The sequence below is a fragment of the Streptomyces sp. B15 genome (assembly GCF_018070605.1).
GTDB classification, from domain to species: Bacteria; Actinomycetota; Actinomycetes; order Streptomycetales; family Streptomycetaceae; genus Streptomyces; species Streptomyces smyrnaeus.
The window spans coordinates 12,790-28,048 of sequence record NZ_JAGPXJ010000053.1; the positions used below are offsets into that span (position 1 = coordinate 12,790).

18 protein-coding genes are annotated in these 15,259 nt (G+C 71.9%); 8 read left to right on the forward strand and 10 right to left on the reverse strand.

Annotated elements, in window-relative coordinates; all coding sequences use genetic code 11:
* Window positions 1–7: 7 nt before the first annotated feature.
* Both KBY19_RS22575 and KBY19_RS22580 read right to left on the reverse strand, forming a co-directional pair.
* Window positions 8–1,585: an alpha/beta hydrolase gene (locus KBY19_RS22575; protein WP_099885583.1), complete on the reverse strand. Its 1,578-nt coding sequence runs from the start codon at window positions 1,583–1,585 to the stop codon at window positions 8–10.
* A 94-nt stretch (window positions 1,586–1,679) separates the two neighbouring features.
* Window positions 1,680–1,931 (reverse strand): hypothetical protein, encoded by a 252-nt coding sequence (locus KBY19_RS22580; protein ID WP_210966567.1) that lies wholly within the window; start codon window positions 1,929–1,931, stop codon window positions 1,680–1,682.
* 189 nt (window positions 1,932–2,120) lie between these two features.
* On the opposite strand from KBY19_RS22580, the gene KBY19_RS22585 reads away from it, so the two are divergent.
* The 3 genes from KBY19_RS22585 to KBY19_RS22595 all read left to right on the forward strand — a co-directional run bounded on the left by KBY19_RS22585 (window position 2,121) and on the right by KBY19_RS22595 (window position 5,345).
* On the forward strand, window positions 2,121–3,302 hold the full coding sequence (locus tag KBY19_RS22585; protein WP_099886954.1) for a sensor histidine kinase: 1,182 nt from the start codon (window positions 2,121–2,123) through the stop codon (window positions 3,300–3,302).
* Window positions 3,303–3,307: 5 nt separating this feature from the next.
* Window positions 3,308–3,991: a response regulator transcription factor gene (locus tag KBY19_RS22590; RefSeq protein ID WP_099885581.1), complete on the forward strand. Its 684-nt coding sequence runs from the start codon at window positions 3,308–3,310 to the stop codon at window positions 3,989–3,991.
* A 577-nt stretch (window positions 3,992–4,568) separates the two neighbouring features.
* Window positions 4,569–5,345 carry a VOC family protein gene (locus tag KBY19_RS22595; protein ID WP_099885580.1) on the forward strand — a complete coding sequence of 259 codons (777 nt, stop codon included), beginning with the start codon at window positions 4,569–4,571 and terminating at the stop codon, window positions 5,343–5,345.
* A 356-nt stretch (window positions 5,346–5,701) separates the two neighbouring features.
* Here KBY19_RS22595 and KBY19_RS22600 read toward each other — a convergent pair whose 3' ends face one another.
* Entirely contained in the window at window positions 5,702–6,235 is a 534-nt protein-coding gene (locus tag KBY19_RS22600) for a GNAT family N-acetyltransferase (RefSeq protein WP_099885579.1), read from the reverse strand.
* Between the two features lie 313 nt (window positions 6,236–6,548).
* Here KBY19_RS22600 and KBY19_RS22605 point away from each other — a divergent pair, with 313 nt between their 5' ends.
* Window positions 6,549–7,196, forward strand: a complete 648-nt coding sequence (locus KBY19_RS22605; RefSeq protein ID WP_099885577.1) for a class I SAM-dependent methyltransferase — start codon at window positions 6,549–6,551, stop codon at window positions 7,194–7,196.
* 129 nt (window positions 7,197–7,325) lie between these two features.
* Here the strand turns inward: KBY19_RS22605 and KBY19_RS22610 are convergent, their stop codons facing one another.
* On the reverse strand, window positions 7,326–7,832 hold the full coding sequence (locus KBY19_RS22610) for a hypothetical protein (RefSeq protein ID WP_307843586.1): 507 nt from the start codon (window positions 7,830–7,832) through the stop codon (window positions 7,326–7,328).
* 30 nt (window positions 7,833–7,862) lie between these two features.
* On the reverse strand, window positions 7,863–8,987 hold the full coding sequence (locus KBY19_RS22615; RefSeq protein WP_099885575.1) for an NAD(P)/FAD-dependent oxidoreductase: 1,125 nt from the start codon (window positions 8,985–8,987) through the stop codon (window positions 7,863–7,865).
* Window positions 8,988–9,037: 50 nt separating this feature from the next.
* On the opposite strand from KBY19_RS22615, the gene KBY19_RS22620 reads away from it, so the two are divergent.
* Window positions 9,038–9,730 (forward strand): TetR/AcrR family transcriptional regulator, encoded by a 693-nt coding sequence (locus KBY19_RS22620; protein WP_099885574.1) that lies wholly within the window; start codon window positions 9,038–9,040, stop codon window positions 9,728–9,730.
* A 74-nt stretch (window positions 9,731–9,804) separates the two neighbouring features.
* Here the strand turns inward: KBY19_RS22620 and KBY19_RS22625 are convergent, their stop codons facing one another.
* Complete coding sequence (locus tag KBY19_RS22625) at window positions 9,805–10,320, reverse strand: hypothetical protein (RefSeq protein ID WP_099885573.1); 516 nt, start codon at window positions 10,318–10,320, stop codon at window positions 9,805–9,807.
* Between the two features lie 3 nt (window positions 10,321–10,323).
* Here KBY19_RS22625 and KBY19_RS37305 point away from each other — a divergent pair, with 3 nt between their 5' ends.
* Entirely contained in the window at window positions 10,324–10,452 is a 129-nt protein-coding gene (locus tag KBY19_RS37305) for a hypothetical protein (RefSeq protein ID WP_282102833.1), read from the forward strand.
* A gap of 265 nt (window positions 10,453–10,717) precedes the next feature.
* On the opposite strand, the gene KBY19_RS22630 is transcribed toward KBY19_RS37305, so the two are convergent.
* Window positions 10,718–12,658: a helix-turn-helix domain-containing protein gene (locus KBY19_RS22630; protein WP_210966568.1), complete on the reverse strand. Its 1,941-nt coding sequence runs from the start codon at window positions 12,656–12,658 to the stop codon at window positions 10,718–10,720.
* A gap of 171 nt (window positions 12,659–12,829) precedes the next feature.
* Window positions 12,830–13,207: a VOC family protein gene (locus KBY19_RS22635; protein ID WP_099885571.1), complete on the reverse strand. Its 378-nt coding sequence runs from the start codon at window positions 13,205–13,207 to the stop codon at window positions 12,830–12,832.
* Window positions 13,208–13,560: 353 nt separating this feature from the next.
* Here KBY19_RS22635 and KBY19_RS22640 point away from each other — a divergent pair, with 353 nt between their 5' ends.
* Window positions 13,561–14,133: an HPP family protein gene (locus KBY19_RS22640; protein WP_307843587.1), complete on the forward strand. Its 573-nt coding sequence runs from the start codon at window positions 13,561–13,563 to the stop codon at window positions 14,131–14,133.
* 58 nt (window positions 14,134–14,191) lie between these two features.
* Here the strand turns inward: KBY19_RS22640 and KBY19_RS22645 are convergent, their stop codons facing one another.
* Window positions 14,192–14,554: a hypothetical protein gene (locus tag KBY19_RS22645; RefSeq protein WP_210966569.1), complete on the reverse strand. Its 363-nt coding sequence runs from the start codon at window positions 14,552–14,554 to the stop codon at window positions 14,192–14,194.
* Window positions 14,555–14,571: 17 nt separating this feature from the next.
* Here KBY19_RS22645 and KBY19_RS22650 point away from each other — a divergent pair, with 17 nt between their 5' ends.
* Window positions 14,572–14,643 carry a hypothetical protein gene (locus tag KBY19_RS22650; protein WP_099886952.1) on the forward strand — a complete coding sequence of 24 codons (72 nt, stop codon included), beginning with the start codon at window positions 14,572–14,574 and terminating at the stop codon, window positions 14,641–14,643.
* 68 nt (window positions 14,644–14,711) lie between these two features.
* Here the strand turns inward: KBY19_RS22650 and KBY19_RS22655 are convergent, their stop codons facing one another.
* Window positions 14,712–15,248 carry a putative immunity protein gene (locus KBY19_RS22655; RefSeq protein WP_099885569.1) on the reverse strand — a complete coding sequence of 179 codons (537 nt, stop codon included), beginning with the start codon at window positions 15,246–15,248 and terminating at the stop codon, window positions 14,712–14,714.
* Window positions 15,249–15,259 lie beyond the last annotated feature (11 nt).

Consider the following 15,259-nt stretch of genomic DNA (forward strand, 5'->3'; position numbering starts at 1 on the left):
TCCCCCGCTACGCGCCCGGCTGTCCGCCCGACCCCCCGCTCGGCTGCTCCGCGGAGCAGGCCACGTCCTGGGCCGGGCGCTTCCCGGTGGTCAAGTACGTGGTCACCGCGTCGTTCGCGCACGTGTTGGCGGTGTTCGGGTAGACGCCGTGGCCGCCCTGGTCGGCGGTGACCATCGTGGCCCGCTTGCCGAACGCCTCCCGCAGCTTCTTCGCGCCGGCCAGCGGCGTGCCCGGGTCACGCTCGTTCTGCACCATGAGGACGTTCGACGGGCCCCGGTCACCGATCGGCACCTGCGGCTCGATGTGCTCGTCCGGCCAGAAGGCGCACGGTCCGATGTTGGCGGTGGCCCCGCCCATCATCGGGTACTTCTCGCGGTCCACCGCGGTGTTGCGCTGGTAGACCCCGATCGAGCTCGGCCAGCGGCTGTCGTTGCAGGTCACGTAGTACCGGGAGGACGTGGCGTTCTCCGCGTCCGGCGCCGGCGGGCTCGGCGGCAGCGGCCGGCCCGTGTCGAGGGCCTGCCAAATCTTCGCCACCAGAGGCATGTTGGAGTCCGAGTACAGCTTGCTGAACGTGTCCGTGCGGAAGCGCGCCCCGTCGTATCCCTGAGCCGGCTTCTTCTCCAGCCGCTCCGCCAACTCGAAAAACTTCCTCCTCACTTGCTCCTGCGTCCCGCCCAGGCCGTACTCCGGGTGCGCGGCGGCGTACTTCGCGAAGTCCGGGAACCGGTCCTCCATGCCTCGGCCGAACAGCCGCGCGGCGTTGACGTCGTACCCCTTCGGTCCGAGGTTGCTGTCCAGCACGATCCGGTCACTCTTCCCCGGGAAGAGCGTCGTGAAGACCGCACCGAGGGAGGTGCCGTAGGAGCTGCCGAAGTACGAGATCTTCGACTCGCCGAGGGCGGCCCTGATCCGGTCCATGTCGCGGGCGGTGTTCGCGGTGCTGACGTGCGGCAGCATCCACGACGTCTTCGAGTCGGCGCACTGCCGGGCGACGTCCCGCGCGTGGTCCGCCTCCTTCGCGACATCGGCCGCGGTCCGCGCGTACACCGGCCGGTGCTCCAGCTGCTCGGGCGTGAGGTCGCAGGTCACCGGCGTACTGCGGCCGACGCCGCGCGGGTCGAAACCGATCAGGTCGTACGAGTCCTGCACATCCTGCGGCAGCCCCGAGGCGGCGAGCGCGGCCGGGTAGCCGAGGCCCGCCAGTCCCGGGCCGCCCGGGTTCACCAGCAGCGCGCCGCGGCGCTTCGAGGGGTTCTCGCTCGTCAGCCGGGAGACGGCGATGTCGATCTTCCTGCCGCCCGGGTTCCGGTAGTCCAGGGGGACTTCGAGCGTCGCGCACTCCAGCCTGGAATTGGGGTCCTTGCCGGAGTTCTTCGGCGTCTTCGACTCCCCGGTCTCCCCGGACTTCTGCTCCATGTCCTTGCACGAGCCCCACCGCAGGGTGTCGACCGTCGCCTCTGCGGTCTCCGAGGTCGTCGCCTCTGCGGTGTCCGAGATCGTCGCCAACGACACCCCCGCGAGGGTGGTCGCCGCCACAGCGGAGGCGGCGATGCCGAGGGACAGGGCCTTCTTCCGGTGCATGTGAGGGTCCCTTCAGTTGTCAGGTGTCTGCCGGAGGTCAGCCAGATGCCGACTGTCAGATGCCAGGCGCCAGGTATGTGGTGCGGCCACGGGATCAGGCGCTCGGTGCGCCCCGCCCGGTGCCGGACTGAAGCCGGAGGTGGGCCCAGCCGCCGTACGCGATACCGAGGACCGCAACCAGCCCGAGCAGGACCGTCCGCCCGACGAGGCCGCCGGGCACCTGATCGAGGAGTCCCCACCATTGCTCGGACTCCCGGTCCAGCACCCCGTGGATCGCCGTGGGGGTTGCCAGGGCCGCGAGCACCATCCCGAGGGCCTCCAGGGGCAGGTAGCCGCCTCTGCCCATCACGCACTCCGTTCCGCCTCCGGTCGATTCGGTACGTGAACGAGTCTGTTCAGCGGGTGTCGCGAACACATCGGACCGGCGTCTCGAACCGCCCTCGACCGCGGTCGAGGGGGTGCTACGACCGAGGTCGGGGGTGAGATGGACCCCGGTACGCTGCGCGGGCCCGTACGCCTCGCGACAATGACGGCCATGAACACGGACGAGATGCCCCGGCTCGGCGGGTGGCAGCAGACCTGGCGGCTGGGGGCAGCCGCGGCGGCGGGCGTCCCGGTCTGGCTCGCCGCCGGCGTGCTGCTGACGGACGGGCAGGCGGCCAGGACGGGCTCCTGGTTCGCCACCGGCGATCCGCTGGTGGCGCTCGGCTGCGTGACGCTGCTGCTGTGGCGGCGGCGGTTCCCGCTCGCCGTCGCCATGACGGTCGCGATCGCCTCGACCGCGTCGATGCTGGCCACCGGCGCGGCGCTGCTGGCACTGACCTCGATCTCCACGCGCCGCCGCCCGGTGGAGATCGGGTCGGTCGTCCTGGCGTACGTGGTCGCGTCCTCGCTCGCCGTCGGGCTCTATCCCGTCGAGGACGGCGACGGTGCGACCTGGCTGGAGCGGGCAGTCGTCCCCGCGCTGACCGCGGGCATCGCGGTCGCCCTCGGTGCGGCGGTCGGGGCGCGGCGCGTGGAGGTACGGTCGCTTCGCGAGCGCGCGGAGAGCGCGGAGCGGGAACAGGAGGCGCGGGCGGCGCAGGCGCGCGCCCTGGAACGGAACCGGATCGCGCGGGAGATGCACGACGTGCTGGCGCACCGTATCTCCCTGGTCGCCATGCAGGCCGGGGTCCTCGGCCACCGCTCCAACCTCACGCCCGAGGAGAGCAGCACCCTGCTCCGCGGCATCGCCGACGGCTCCCAGCAGGCACTGGAGGAACTGCGCGACGTCCTCGGGGTGCTCCGGGCCGACCCGGACCACCCGGAACCGCCGCAGCCCTCCCTCGACCGCGTCCCCGAACTGGTCGACGACGCCCGTACATCGGGGCTGGACGCGACGCTCACCAGCACGGTGGCAGGAACGCCGTCCGACGCCCTCGGGCGGACCTGCTACCGGGTCGTTCAGGAGGGCCTGACCAACGCGGCCAAGCACGCCCCGGGCGCGGGCGTAAGCGTCACCCTGGAGGGAGCGGCCGGCGGTGAACTGCGTGTCACCGTCCGCAACTCCCGTGCCGGCGCCCCGACGGTCCGGCCGCCGTCCTCCGGTTTCGGCCTGCCCGGCCTCGGCGAACGCGTCACCCTCGCCGACGGGACGCTCGACCATGGCCCCGCACCCGACGGCGGATATGTCCTCACCGCGCGGCTACCCTGGCCGCACCAGTCCCGGGAGAGATGAGAGACGTGGACAGCGAGCGAGAGCCGGTGCGGGTTGTCATCGTCGACGACGACCCGCTGGTGCGGATGGCGCTGCGCCTGATCATCGACGGCGAACCGGATCTGGCGGTCGTCGCGGAGGCGACGGACGGGAACACCGCGATCGGCGCCGTGGACGAACACCGGCCGGACGTCGTCCTGATGGACGTGCGGATGCCCGGCCGAGACGGCCTCAGCGCGACCCGGGAGCTGCTCGGCCGACCCGCTCCCCCGCGCGTGCTCATGCTCACCACCTTCGACTCCGACGACCTGGTGCTCGGCGCGCTGCGCTCCGGGGCCCTCGGCTTCGTGCTCAAGGACACCCCGCCCGCGCGGATCGTCGACGCCGTACGGACGGTCGCCGGCGGCAACCCCGCACTCTCCCCCGAGGCCACCGCGCGTGTGATCGCCGCGGCCACCGGGCCGCAGTCCTCCGGATCCGACAGCCGCGCCGCGTCCCGCGAAGCGGCGCGGAAGCGCCTGGCCACACTGACCGAACGCGAACTCGACACCGCCCGCGCCATCGCGGACGGCCTCGGCAACGCGGAGATCGCCGGGCGCCTGCACATCAGCGTCGCCACCGTGAAGGCGCACACCAGCAGCCTGTTCGCCAAGCTGGCGGTCGAGAACAGAGTGCAGATCGCCCTGGTGGTGCGCGACGCGGCGGAATGACCTTCGCCCACCGGCCCACCCTTCCGTTCAGCGACGACACGCGCCGCGAACGGCCCGAACGCGCCATACCCGCCCCCACCCTCACCGGGCCGTGCCTTCCCGGCCCTGCGCTCTGCCGGCCACGTGGATTGTGCGGCGAGGACGTCGACCGTCGGGACTCCGGAATCGTCCACTGAGCGATCCTCCGCTCGGATCTGACGGCGCTGCGCTTCAACCGCGTCCGCGCCTACGTCGGGGGGTGACCGGACGACGGCTGCTGGGTGCCCGACCAGGTTCTGCCGTAGAACGATCTCGGCGGTGGGTCAGGGTCAGGGTCCCGTGACGCGTCGCCATGGATCGCGCGCTGCTGAACGGGAGTTCACCCGGCCGCTCCTGCCCGCGTCGCCGTGGTAGCCACACCGAGTTGGAGCCCGGCACCGGCGACCGCGATGCCGCTCATGCAGCTATTCAAGTTTGACTAGCTGGGACCGCGAGTCGTACCGTCGAGAGCCGGTCCGGTGCTCGCTCGTCGAGGTCCCACGCCCGAGCGGCCAAGAATTGTTCCGGGGTGTCCGGGACGCGATGAGGTGGAGGACTGTTGACGCAGACGGCGATACGGGCGAACGAGACGACGGTGCCGGTGCTGCCCTGCTCCGACGCGGAGGAGACATTGGCGTTCTACCAGGCGCTCGGGTTCCGGGTCGTCCACAAGCAGACCCGTCCGTACCTCTACCTCGCCCTGGAGTGGAGCGGTTTCGCCGTCCATTTCGGCAGACCGCCCCAGGGCCACGATCCGGCCAGGCAAGACGGCGGCGGCTGTCTGGTCCTGGTGGACGAGGTCGCCCCCTACCATGCAGCCTTCACCCGGGCCATGCGCGCCGGCTACGGAAAGGTCCTGGCCAAAGGACTCCCGCGCCTCACCCGCTTCCGCCCCGGCCAAACCCGGTTCACCCTCATCGACCCGTCCGGCAACTCGCTCATCTTCATCCAGCGCGACGAGCCGGCCGAACTGGAATACGGCGGCTCCAAGGAGTTGCAGGGTCTGGCCCGGGCACTCGACAACGCCCGCATCTTCCGCGAGTTCAAGAACGACGACCGGGCCGCATTCCGGACCATCTCCTCTGCCCTGCGCCGGCACGGCGACAGCGCCCCGGCCCTCGACCGGGCCTTGGCCCTGGCCACCCTCATCGAACTCGGCACCGCCTTGAACGAGCAGCACCGCATCCCCGAGTGGGCCGGTGAGCTGGAGCGGATTCAGCTCACCGATGCCCAACGCGAACGCGTCGCAGACGAACTGCACCATGCCGAAGACCTCACGCAGTGGCTCGCCGGACACGCCCCCGGTACGGGAACGCGGGACGGCTCTTCGCAGTGACCCTCTGCCACAACAGTGATCCCGCAACGGCTGGTGCCTGGAGACAATGCCTCGGCCCTCCAGGCCTCGCCTCCGGCCTCCCCCGCGCCTCGGCTCCGTCCGCCTCGCCTTCCGGCGACGCGAACCGCCGCACGGCCGAGGCTGGGGAACGAGTCATGAGGGGCGTCTCTTTGCCGCTGATCGACGAGACGTCCTCTTGATACTCCAGGTACTCCAGCCCTGGATCGGGATCTTGCCGGCAGTGTCGGGGCGCGCTGCGGTGGGCCGGTGAGCGTCGGTGTTGGCCGCTTCTGTGCTCGGTCAGTGGCACTGGTGAGGCCCGTCGGACCGGGGACGGCACTCACCGAAGCACTCGATCACATGGGGAGTGAGAGCAGGCGGACCTCGCCAGTGGGCCAACTCGCGCCGTCGCGCAATGGCGTCCACATGGTCGGCAGCGGCATGATCACGGGTCCTTCGGGTTGTTCGACGTGGACGTCCTGCTCCAGCGTGCGCCAGCCGAGTCGCTGGTAGAGCGGGACGAGGGACGACCGGCAGAAGAGGATTCCGTGCTGTGGCCCCATCGTCCGCGCGTGGTCCACGGCCGCCGATACGACCGACCGGGCCAGTCCCTGCCCGCGCAGCTCAGGCGCGACAGCCACCCCGCCGACACCCACCACCTGTGTGCCGACTCCGCCGATCGAAAGGGGTAGCCGCAGTAGACCGGCGTGTGCGACGAGGCGGCCCTTCTGTCTGATGCCGACATGCTCTTCCTTGGGCAGCCAGGTCAATCCGGCGTCTGCGACACCGAAGGGATCGGCACTGTCGCCGAGGATTTCGCTCTGCTCGGTCTTGGTGTACTCCGTGAGTCGCACCACGGTTGGCGGTGCGGGAGAGGGGCGGTCTGTCATCTCGCCATGATCTGTTCGCGCCCGATCCCGGGCAACCGAAGAGGCCGGCCCACAGAGGTGCTCGGCAACGAGGCACCCCTGGACGGCATGCGGCACCTGCTGACGCGGGGCAAGTCGGACGCCGATCACGTTCGCGACGCGGGGGCGCCCGGACTCGGCGAGGAGACGTCCTTCGCCACCGGGCCGCAGCTGGCCGCGCGGATGGTGGCCCGGTCGCTGGATGCCGGCCACCGTGCCGCCTGTGATCGACCGCACAGGCCCGGCGTCGAGCGTTCTTGCAGCGTATGCACCCTCGTCCCGCTACGGTCTTCGGGTGAGCGATCTTCAGACCCTGCGTGCCACCCGTGAGTCCTACGACGCCATCGCACCCACCTATGCGCAGATGTTCCACGACTCCCTGCGCGACCGTCCCGTGGAACGCGCCCTCCTGAGCGCCTTCGCGGAGCTGGTGCGGGCGGACGGTGACGGCGAGGTGGCGGACCTCGGCTGCGGGCCGGGGTATGTCACCGCTCACTTGCACGGCTTGGGTCTGCGTGCCTTCGGTGTCGACGTCTCCCCCGCGATGGTCGAGCTCGCTCGCGAGGCGGCCCCCGGACTCCGGTTCGAGGTCGGTTCGATGGCCGCGCTGGACATCGCCGACGGCGCGCTGAGCGGGGTGCTCTCGCGGTGGTCCATCATCCATACCCCGCCGCAGGACGTTCCCGCCGTCCTGGCCGAGATCGCCCGGGTCCTGGCTCCGGGCGGGCACCTGTTGATCGGCTTCCCCGCCACCGACGGCCCTCACCACGAGACGCAGGCCTACGACCATGCGGTGGCCACGGCCTACCGCTGGTTTCCCGACCGTCTCGCCGCGCTCCTCCATGACCACGGATTGACCGAGGCAACCCGCACGGTGATCCAGCCGGGGCCCACCGACCGGCGGCAGTTCCAAGAGGTTCAGCTCCTCGCCCACAAGGCGTAGCCGGCTGGTCGCCCGGACAGCTCCTGAGGCCTGTCCGGGCGAGCAGATGAGCGGCGACCTGATCACCTCAGCGGCGGCAAGGCGGACCCGTCCCGCCGTAACCACTACGGCCGGATCAACAGTGCCTGGCTAGCCCGTGGGGGTGGCGAGGTGGGCGAACTCCCAGGGGTCGTGTGCGCTGAAAACGGTCACCGCGTCCGCATGGTCGAGGCAGAGGCCGCGCAGTCGGTCGCGGGTCCCGAGGCGGGCCGCGGCATCGGTCTGCGCTCCCTGCTGAACCGGATCGAGAACGGGGTGGGAGAGGGCCGGGGTGTGCTCCAACTCGCCGTGATACATGTACGCATCACCTCCGTGCAGCAGCCACCTTCCCTCCTCGTCGCGCACAGCGACGCCCGCATGTCCCGCCGAGTGGCCGGGCAGCGGCACCAGCAGCAGCTCGCACTCCAGCCCCTGCGGGCGCGCCACGCCCGGGAAGCCGAACCACTCGGAACGCGCGTCCGCGTCCAGGTCCGCATCCACATGCGCGGGCGTCAGCAGCGGGTTGTGTGCCCGGTGTGCCGGCAGGAAATGGTCGAGACTGTGCCGGTGGTGCGCTGCCGCCGGGTCGGTGACGGCCCGATATTCCTCGGGGTGCACATGCACCCGAGCGTGGGGAAAGTCCGGCAGTCAGGACGGCTGGACTTCGTCGAAGAGGGCGAGGGCTTCGGCGGGGTCCGGGCTCACAAGGCGTTCCAGACCGGCCGTCGTGAGCTCCGCCCATCTGCCCGCCCGCGCCCACATCTGTTCCTCGAAGACGCGGACGGCCTCGTCCAGTTCCCCGGAGCCGGAGACGGCGGCGATGGACTCGGCGAGCTCGGCGCCTTCCAGCATCGCGAGGTTCGCGCCCGCCCCCAAGGGGGGCATCAGATGGGCGGCGTCGCCCAGCAGCGTCACCCCGGGGACATGGGCCCAGGTGTGGGAGACGGGCAGTACGTGGAGGGGGCGGGGGACGAATGCCGTGCCATGGCGGAGGAGTTCGAGGACGGGAGCGGCCCAACCGTCGAACAGGGCCGACAGGCTCGATCGCACGGCCTCGACGTCGGACAGGTCCAGGTTCGTGTGCCGGTCCAGCGGCGCGCGGAACTGGGCGTACACCTTGACGTGGCCTCCGCTGTTGCGCTGGGCGACGAGGGCGCGGTTGACGCCGTACACGGCCACGGAACCGTCGCCGACCAACCGGGCGAGGTCGGGGTGGCGGGTGTCGACGTCGTCCAGTGAGGTCTCGATCAAGGTGACGCCGGTGTAGTGCGGTGTCACCGGCGAGACTGCCGGGCGGACTCGGGACCAGGCGCCGTCCGCACCGACCACCAGGTCGAACGTCTCCCGCCGCCCGTCCGCGAAACGGACGAGTACGCCGTCCCGGTGCCCCGGCACGACCTCCGACACGTCCTGCCCCCATCGGACGTCGAGCGGGCCGAGCAGCAGGTCGCGGAGTTGCCCGCGGTCGATCTCGGGGTTGGCCCGGTCGTCCGGACGGGGCTGCCAGTCGCGCAGGACGGTCCCGTCCGTGTCCAGGATGCGCATGGCCTGCCCCTCGGGACGGGACAGCGCCTGGAACTCCGCCAGCAGCCCCGCCTTGTCCAGCGCGCGCTGCCCCAGCCCTTCGTGCAGGTCCAGCGTGCCGCCCGGGGGACGGGCGTCGGGGGCGGGATCGCGTTCGAGGACGGTGACGGGGTGACCGTGGCGCTGCAGGACGCGGGCGAAGGTGAGGCCGGCGGGCCCGCTCCCGACAACGGCGATACGGTGGCTCATACCGATACACTGTATCGGCACGGCGATGATCGCGACAGTACGGTGTGACCATGACTGTGTGGGACCGGCCGGAGCCGACGCCTCGCCCCGTACCGCTCGACCGGGAGCGGATCGTTGCCACCGCCGTCGCGCTTGCCGACGAGGGCGGGCTGGAGGCGGTGTCGTTGCGCAAGGTCGCCGCCCGGCTGGGCGCCGGCCCGATGCGGCTTTACGGATACATCTCCTCCAAGGAGGAGCTGTTCGACCTCATGGTGGACGAGGTCCAGGGCGAGATCCTCCCCGAGGAGCAGCCCGGTGACTGGCGGGAGGCGCTGCGCGTCCTCGCCCACCGCACCAGGCAGGCCGCTCTCCGTCATGAATGGCTGGCCGACCTCCTCGGCGGCCGTCCGACCCTGGGACCGAACGGCCTCGCCATGACCGAGGCCACGCTGGCCCCCCTCGTCGGCCTCGCCGACCTCGACACCGTCATGCGCGCCGTGGAGACCGTCAGCGCCTACTTCACCGGCGCGATCAGACGCGAGATCGCGAACCTGCGGGCCGAGCGCGCCACGGGTCTGTCCAAGCGCGACTGGCAGCGCGCCTCCGGCCCGCATGTGACGAAGATGCTGGCCACGGGGCGCTTCCCGGCGCTGGCCAAGGCCGTGTACGACGGCACGGACGTGGATGCCGAGACATCCTTCGCAACCGGCCTGGACTGGGTCCTCGACGCCGTGGCCGCCAAACTCACCGGGCCGACGGCGTGACGATCAGAACCGCCGGCCGGCCGCGTTGCCGCGTCCCCCCGTGAGGCACGGCAACGCGGCCGGGGAAGCCCGGGTCAGACTCGGGGCGAGGCGGTGACCGAGTAGTGGACGTAACCGTCACCGTCGTTGTTCCAGTTCAGCTTCCAGGCACCGTCACCGAGGGCGTAACGAGAGATGGCGTGCCGGAAGGTCGGAGTGGTGTAGGAGCCGTCGCCGTTCTCCAACCTGCCTTCGATACCGAAGTCGCGGTGGGCGCGCACCGGGTCCTTCGCACCGGAGACGCTCTTCTTGAGGTAGACCCGGAACTTCGCGGCGTCGAAGGTCAGGTAGGGCGCGCTCCCGTGGGCGTCGGGCATGTCCCAGCTCAGCTTGGCGTAGCTGTAGATGTAGCCGCCGGACCGGTACGAGCACATGGTCGACTTCAGAATCCAGTTGTCCGGCCACGGACCGGTGTACCCACGGTCGTCCACGGACTTGGTGGTGGTGTTGCAGGACGCCGCCATGGCCGGAGAGGCCGTGACGACCGCCGCGCCGGCGAGGGTGCCGAGGCAGGTCGCGGTGACCGCGGCTCGGCGCAGGAAGGTGCGCACTCGATGACTCCTGGTTCTCCGCACGAGGGTGCGGTGTGGATGGGTCGGGCCGACCGCACCCGGCGTCGGCAGCTGCGCGCCGGGCGCCGGGGCAGGGGAGATGACGGCTCCTCGGGCGCCGTGGCGCGGTGAGCCGTGCCGACGCCGGGCTTCCCCGTACTTCGGCCCGATCACCCGGCATCTCGCCTGGCCCCGGCGTCCCCCGCTGGAAAGTCACACCGATCGCCGCGGCATGCTTCAACACCCTTGGACGGGGCAATGGTTGCTCCCGTCGGTTCCGTCGCTCTCCCCGCCGGTGCGGTCGAACGCCGGGATCGTACGCACGCCGGCCGCCGCCGCGCCTCATGCATCCGAGGCGGTCGACTGTGCATCTGAGGCGCCCGTTCCGGGCCGCCGGTCAATCCCCCGGTGCCACCGGGTCCGGCACGGCGGTCACCGGGACCTGTCCGGCGGCCACCAGCCGCCACAGCACCTGGTACGGGGCGGCTCCCTGCTCTCCCAGCGGCAGCCTCAACCGCGCACCCGACGCGGACAGCCGGGCCGCGAGGGTGTTCCGGTGCATCCCCAGCGCCACGGCCGTCGCACCGGCACGGCAGTTGTGCGCGAGCCAGGTGGCCAGCAGCCGCGAGGCGTCGCCCGACTGATCCAGCACGGCCAGCTCGCGCGTCGCCCAGTCCACGACCGGGGCCTCCCGCAACAGCGCCCGCAGCGCCGGGGGTGCCGCCGGCAGTTGGTCGGGCGGCACCGGCAGGTCGGCGAGCTGGAAGGCGAGGTCCGCCACCGCGCGGTGCGCGACCTGCCGGTGGTCCAGCCCCATCGCCTCCAGCACCAGTCTGAGCCGCTTGTTGGCGGTGGTGCGGTCTACACCGAGCAGCCGACCGGCGCGCAGCGCCCCGTACGACAGCGCGCGGCGAGCAGTCGGCACCGCCTGTGACCGCTGTTCCTCCGTGAGCTTCCGCAGCCCCACGCAGAGCTGGTGGGCCCACGAGCGGGCCCGCGGGGACAGGGACACCAGGAGCGAGGACTCGCCGAAATCCCGGGCTATCCCCTCCGGATCGCTCTCGGCGGCCGTCAGCGCCCGTATCGCGGCGCCGTAGGCCAAGGCGGCCTGCGACCACGGACGTGGCCCGGAGACACCGGCGAGCCGTCCGGGCGCCTGTTCCACCACCGGGCGCAGCAGGGCCAGCGGTGCCCTGCCGTCCGGGTTCTGCGGGGCCACCACGATGACGTGCCGCGGGTCCGCCGGGCACGGGACCACCAGCCCTCCGTCGCCCATCGCCTCCTCGCAGGCGGCGGCGGTCCCCGTACGGTCCTCTCCGGGCGCGCGCTGCACCACCGCCACCACACCGCGTGCGGCGGCCAGCACTTCGCCCACTCCGTACTCGGCGGCGCCCAGCCGAGCCAGCGGTTCGGCGACCCGCACGGCGCCCTCCCAGTTCCCGAGCATGAGGTACTGCAGCACCGACACCCGGACGCCGCGCAGCGCGGTACGCAGCACTTCGCGGTCCCGGCGGTGCCGCACCGAACAGTCCAGCAGCGCCACCTGCCCCGCCGCGTGGGCCAGCAGCCGGCGCAGGTGGGGCGGCCAGCCCCCGCGCCGGAGCGCGGCCAGCACCTGGTGCGGCCGGTCGCGTCCGACCGCGTGCAGCACCAGTTCCTGATCGCCGAACGGCACGGCGGCCGTCCGTACCCCTCCGTTCCGCACCTCCTCCAGCGCCCATGGCTGCTCGGCGGCCAGCCGGTCCCACTCGGGCTGCCCCGGTTCGACCAGTGTCACGGGGCCGCCGGTGCGGGCGGCCACCTCCCGCAGCAGCCGCGCGGGGCCCTCGGCCTGCTCCACCAAGGACGCGGAGAGTGTCAGCAGCCGTGCTGTGCCGCGTGCGTCGTCCCGCTCGACCGTCAGTTGCCTGCGCAGCACCCGGGACAGGATCTCGTCGGCGTCCCAGGGCCCCGCCGGAACCAGGACCGGCACCCCTGCCGCCCGGGCAGCCGCCTCGACGGAGGGCGCCACCGAGGCAGAGGCCGCCGCCGAGGCAGAGGGCGCGAGCACCACCGCGACCACTCCCGCTCGGACGAGTTCCCGCAGCGCCGTCCCGGTGCGCTCCGACCCCGCGCCCTGTGGGCCGGTGGGCAGTACGGCCAGCCCCGCTCGCGCCCGGGGGGTGTCCGTCGGCAGCCGCCAACGCGCATCGCACACCACGACGTCGTCCATGTACACGTCGCCCGCGTACACGTCGCCCGCGTGCTGCGCCGTCGCCGCTGCCGCTGGGTCCGGGGCCGGTTGCGGAAAGCGCAGTATCGGGTGGGGCCCGGTGGTCAGATGGAGGAGGTTCAGCATGGCGGTGCAGCGGTGAGGGGGCGGGAGCAGGTGTGAGGCCCGGGGATACTACCCGTTCGGCGTCGCACCACACGGTCGTGCCGGTCCCGCAGCAGCTCGCGGCCGTGGTCCGACGCGCCCTCACCGCACGCACGGCCCCGGGCAAGCGGCCCTCGTTTCCGACGCGGGTCCTCAGAGCGGGGCGATACGGGCCTTGAGCAGGCAGAACTCGTTGCCCTCGGGGTCGGCGAGTACGTGCCAGGGCTCTTCCCCGGTCTGACCGACGTCGGCGGGTTCGGCCCCGGCGGCCAGCAGACGTTCGAGCTCGGCGTCCTGGTCGCGGTCGGTGGCGTTGACGTCGATGTGCAGCCGGGGCTTCCCGTTCCTCGGCTCGTCGTTGCGGCTGAGGATGAGCGTCGGCTGCGGACCGCCGAACCCATCGCGCGGCCCTATCTCGATGTCGTCGTCCTCACGATCGAGCACGACGAAGTCGAGGACCTCGCACCAGAACCGCGCCAGCCTCTCGGGGTCGTGGCATTCGAGCACGAGCTCACTGATACGGCATGCCATGGGTGCACCCTGCTCTCTGCGTCGGAACTGCCGGGGTGGCCGCGCGGATCTCGTGGCTCCCCGCAGTGAGAACACCTCGGGACCGTACCGGGCGGGGCGAGCAGGGGCGAGGCGGTTTCGGACCGTCGCCCTGACCGGGCCGGGCCCGGACGTCCGTGAACGCTACGCCGGGAGACCTCTTCGCCGAGCAGTGCATTCGCCCGGATGGCGCCCTTCAGTGAGCGCGGGGCGCCGGACGGGGTTGTGGTGGAGTGGCTGCGTCGGCGGGTCGAGCCATGGTGAGGAGCACGCCCGATGGCCGAACGCTCTTTCGGAGGCATTTCCACAGCGGCGACCGACCGGTGGAACATCCGGTGGTCGGCGGCGCAGTCGACCGGCCCAAGGGCCCGTGGGGTCACGACGGTATGAGAGCGCGGCTGGTGGCCGGTGCCCGCCTGCTGTGCCTGTCCGCCCTGTTGCTCGCGGGCGTCGGCGCCATCGGCCGGCTCATCGACTGGATCACACTGACCACCACGCTCGGCCCGACGGCCTATCTGCTGCTGGCCCATCCGAACCATGTGCGCGCACGGCTGCGCAGTGCCGTGCTGGGGCACGCCTCGGCGGTGGTGGTGGGCCTCGCCTGCCTCGCTGCCTTCGGCCTGTGGAACCACCCGTCGATCGCCACCCAGCACTACGACACCGTCCGCCAGATCGGCGCCCAGGCCCTGGCCGTGGGACTGACTCTGCTTCTGCTGCATGTGCTCGACGCCCACCATCCGCCGGCCGCCGCCACCACGCTGCTCATCACGTCCGGCATCTCCCGCCCGGGGGCGCCGTTGTACGGCCTGCTCACCGGGCTGGCCCTGATCATGACGATCGCGCCGCTGCTCTCGAAGGTCGCGTCCGACGCCGGCGGGCCACGTACCGACGGCGGCGGCGACGACTGATGCCGCCGCCGGGCTGCCGTCCCCCGGCTCCTCCCCGCCGTTCGGCCCCTCCCCGTGGTCAGGCGAGGGTCTCGCAGATGTTCTCCTCGGAGCCGACGGCCAGGGGCATGTGCCGCCGACCGGCGGTGTCCCAGGTCGTCACGTGGATCCCGTCGACGACGTGGTAGCCGGCGGGGTAGGCATCGGTGGTCTTGAGACGCACGCCGAACGGTCCGACACCGCCGAGGGTCTTGCGGGTGCCCTCAGGGCGGAACTCCTCCGCGCCGCTCCCGGACAGGTCGCGCCGGACCGTGGCGCCGGTGTCGGCGTTGACGAAGTCCACGATGAGCTTGCCCTTGTACTCGTTGATGTGGACGGAGCCGTCGGGGTACCGGGAGTCGACGCGCACCATCTCCTCGTCCTCGACAACGGGGAGGTGCACGGCGACGTTGGTGCGCCATGTCCTCCTGCGGCAACCGGGCGAAGGCGCAGGCCCACGCCCGGCGCCGCCGCGCCGACCGCACGGACTGACTGCCGACGGGCAACCAGCCACCCGCAGGACCGCGATGTCGCCGCCCATACCCCGGACAAGGGCTGCTCTACGGCGTGCGCAATGAGCTGTCCAGGGTTTTCATGAGGTGCGCGGCGCGGCTCCTACCGGTGGGCGCGAGAGGGTAGCGGCCGAGAACGTCGATCAGCACGGGCGTGGCACGCTGCCGCGCTTGCTGGATCAGCGCGTCGCCGACGGCCGGGTCGTCACCCGCACGCAGCTCGGCCGCCCGCGCCGCGCTCGCGGTCGCGCGCAGGATGTGGCCGACCTGGGTGGCCTTCGCGAGAGGGTGCAGATACGCGGCGGAGGCCGCGTCGCCCGCTGCACGCGCGGCGTGCCTGGCGGCCTCGCTGTCCGCGGCTTTCGCCGCGCGGTGCGCGTCCAGCGAGGCGACGCGCTGCAGCTTGGTGCGCGGAGCACCGTTCGCGAAGGTCCATGCGGCTTCCACCGCAGTGCGGGGCCGGGTGTCTCCGGGGTGAGCAGCCTCGAAGATCGTGAGGACCTCCTGCGCGCTCTCGACCGCGTAGCGGGCCACGACCCGCAGTTCGTCCAAGGTCAACTCGAAATCGCCTGCTCCGATCGCCACGCGCTCCATTG

Excerpts from the sequence above, each read along its gene's own strand:
- KBY19_RS22575 (WP_099885583.1), bottom strand. The coding sequence starts at position 1,585 with ATGCACCGGAAGAAGGCCCTGTCCCTCGGCATCGCCGCCTCCGCTGTG.
- KBY19_RS22600 (WP_099885579.1), bottom strand. The coding sequence starts at position 6,235 with ATGACAGACCGCCCCTCTCCCGCACCGCCAACCGTGGTGCGACTCACG.
- KBY19_RS37305 (WP_282102833.1), top strand. The coding sequence starts at position 10,324 with ATGACTCCTGGTTCTCCGCACGAGGGTGCGGTGTGGATGGGTCGGGCC.
- KBY19_RS22620 (WP_099885574.1), top strand. The coding sequence starts at position 9,038 with ATGACTGTGTGGGACCGGCCGGAGCCGACGCCTCGCCCCGTACCGCTC.
- KBY19_RS22580 (WP_210966567.1), bottom strand. The coding sequence starts at position 1,931 with ATGGGCAGAGGCGGCTACCTGCCCCTGGAGGCCCTCGGGATGGTGCTC.
- KBY19_RS22615 (WP_099885575.1), bottom strand. The coding sequence starts at position 8,987 with ATGAGCCACCGTATCGCCGTTGTCGGGAGCGGGCCCGCCGGCCTCACC.
- KBY19_RS22635 (WP_099885571.1), bottom strand. The coding sequence starts at position 13,207 with ATGGCATGCCGTATCAGTGAGCTCGTGCTCGAATGCCACGACCCCGAG.
- KBY19_RS22630 (WP_210966568.1), bottom strand. The coding sequence starts at position 12,658 with ATGCTGAACCTCCTCCATCTGACCACCGGGCCCCACCCGATACTGCGC.
- KBY19_RS22585 (WP_099886954.1), top strand. The coding sequence starts at position 2,121 with ATGAACACGGACGAGATGCCCCGGCTCGGCGGGTGGCAGCAGACCTGG.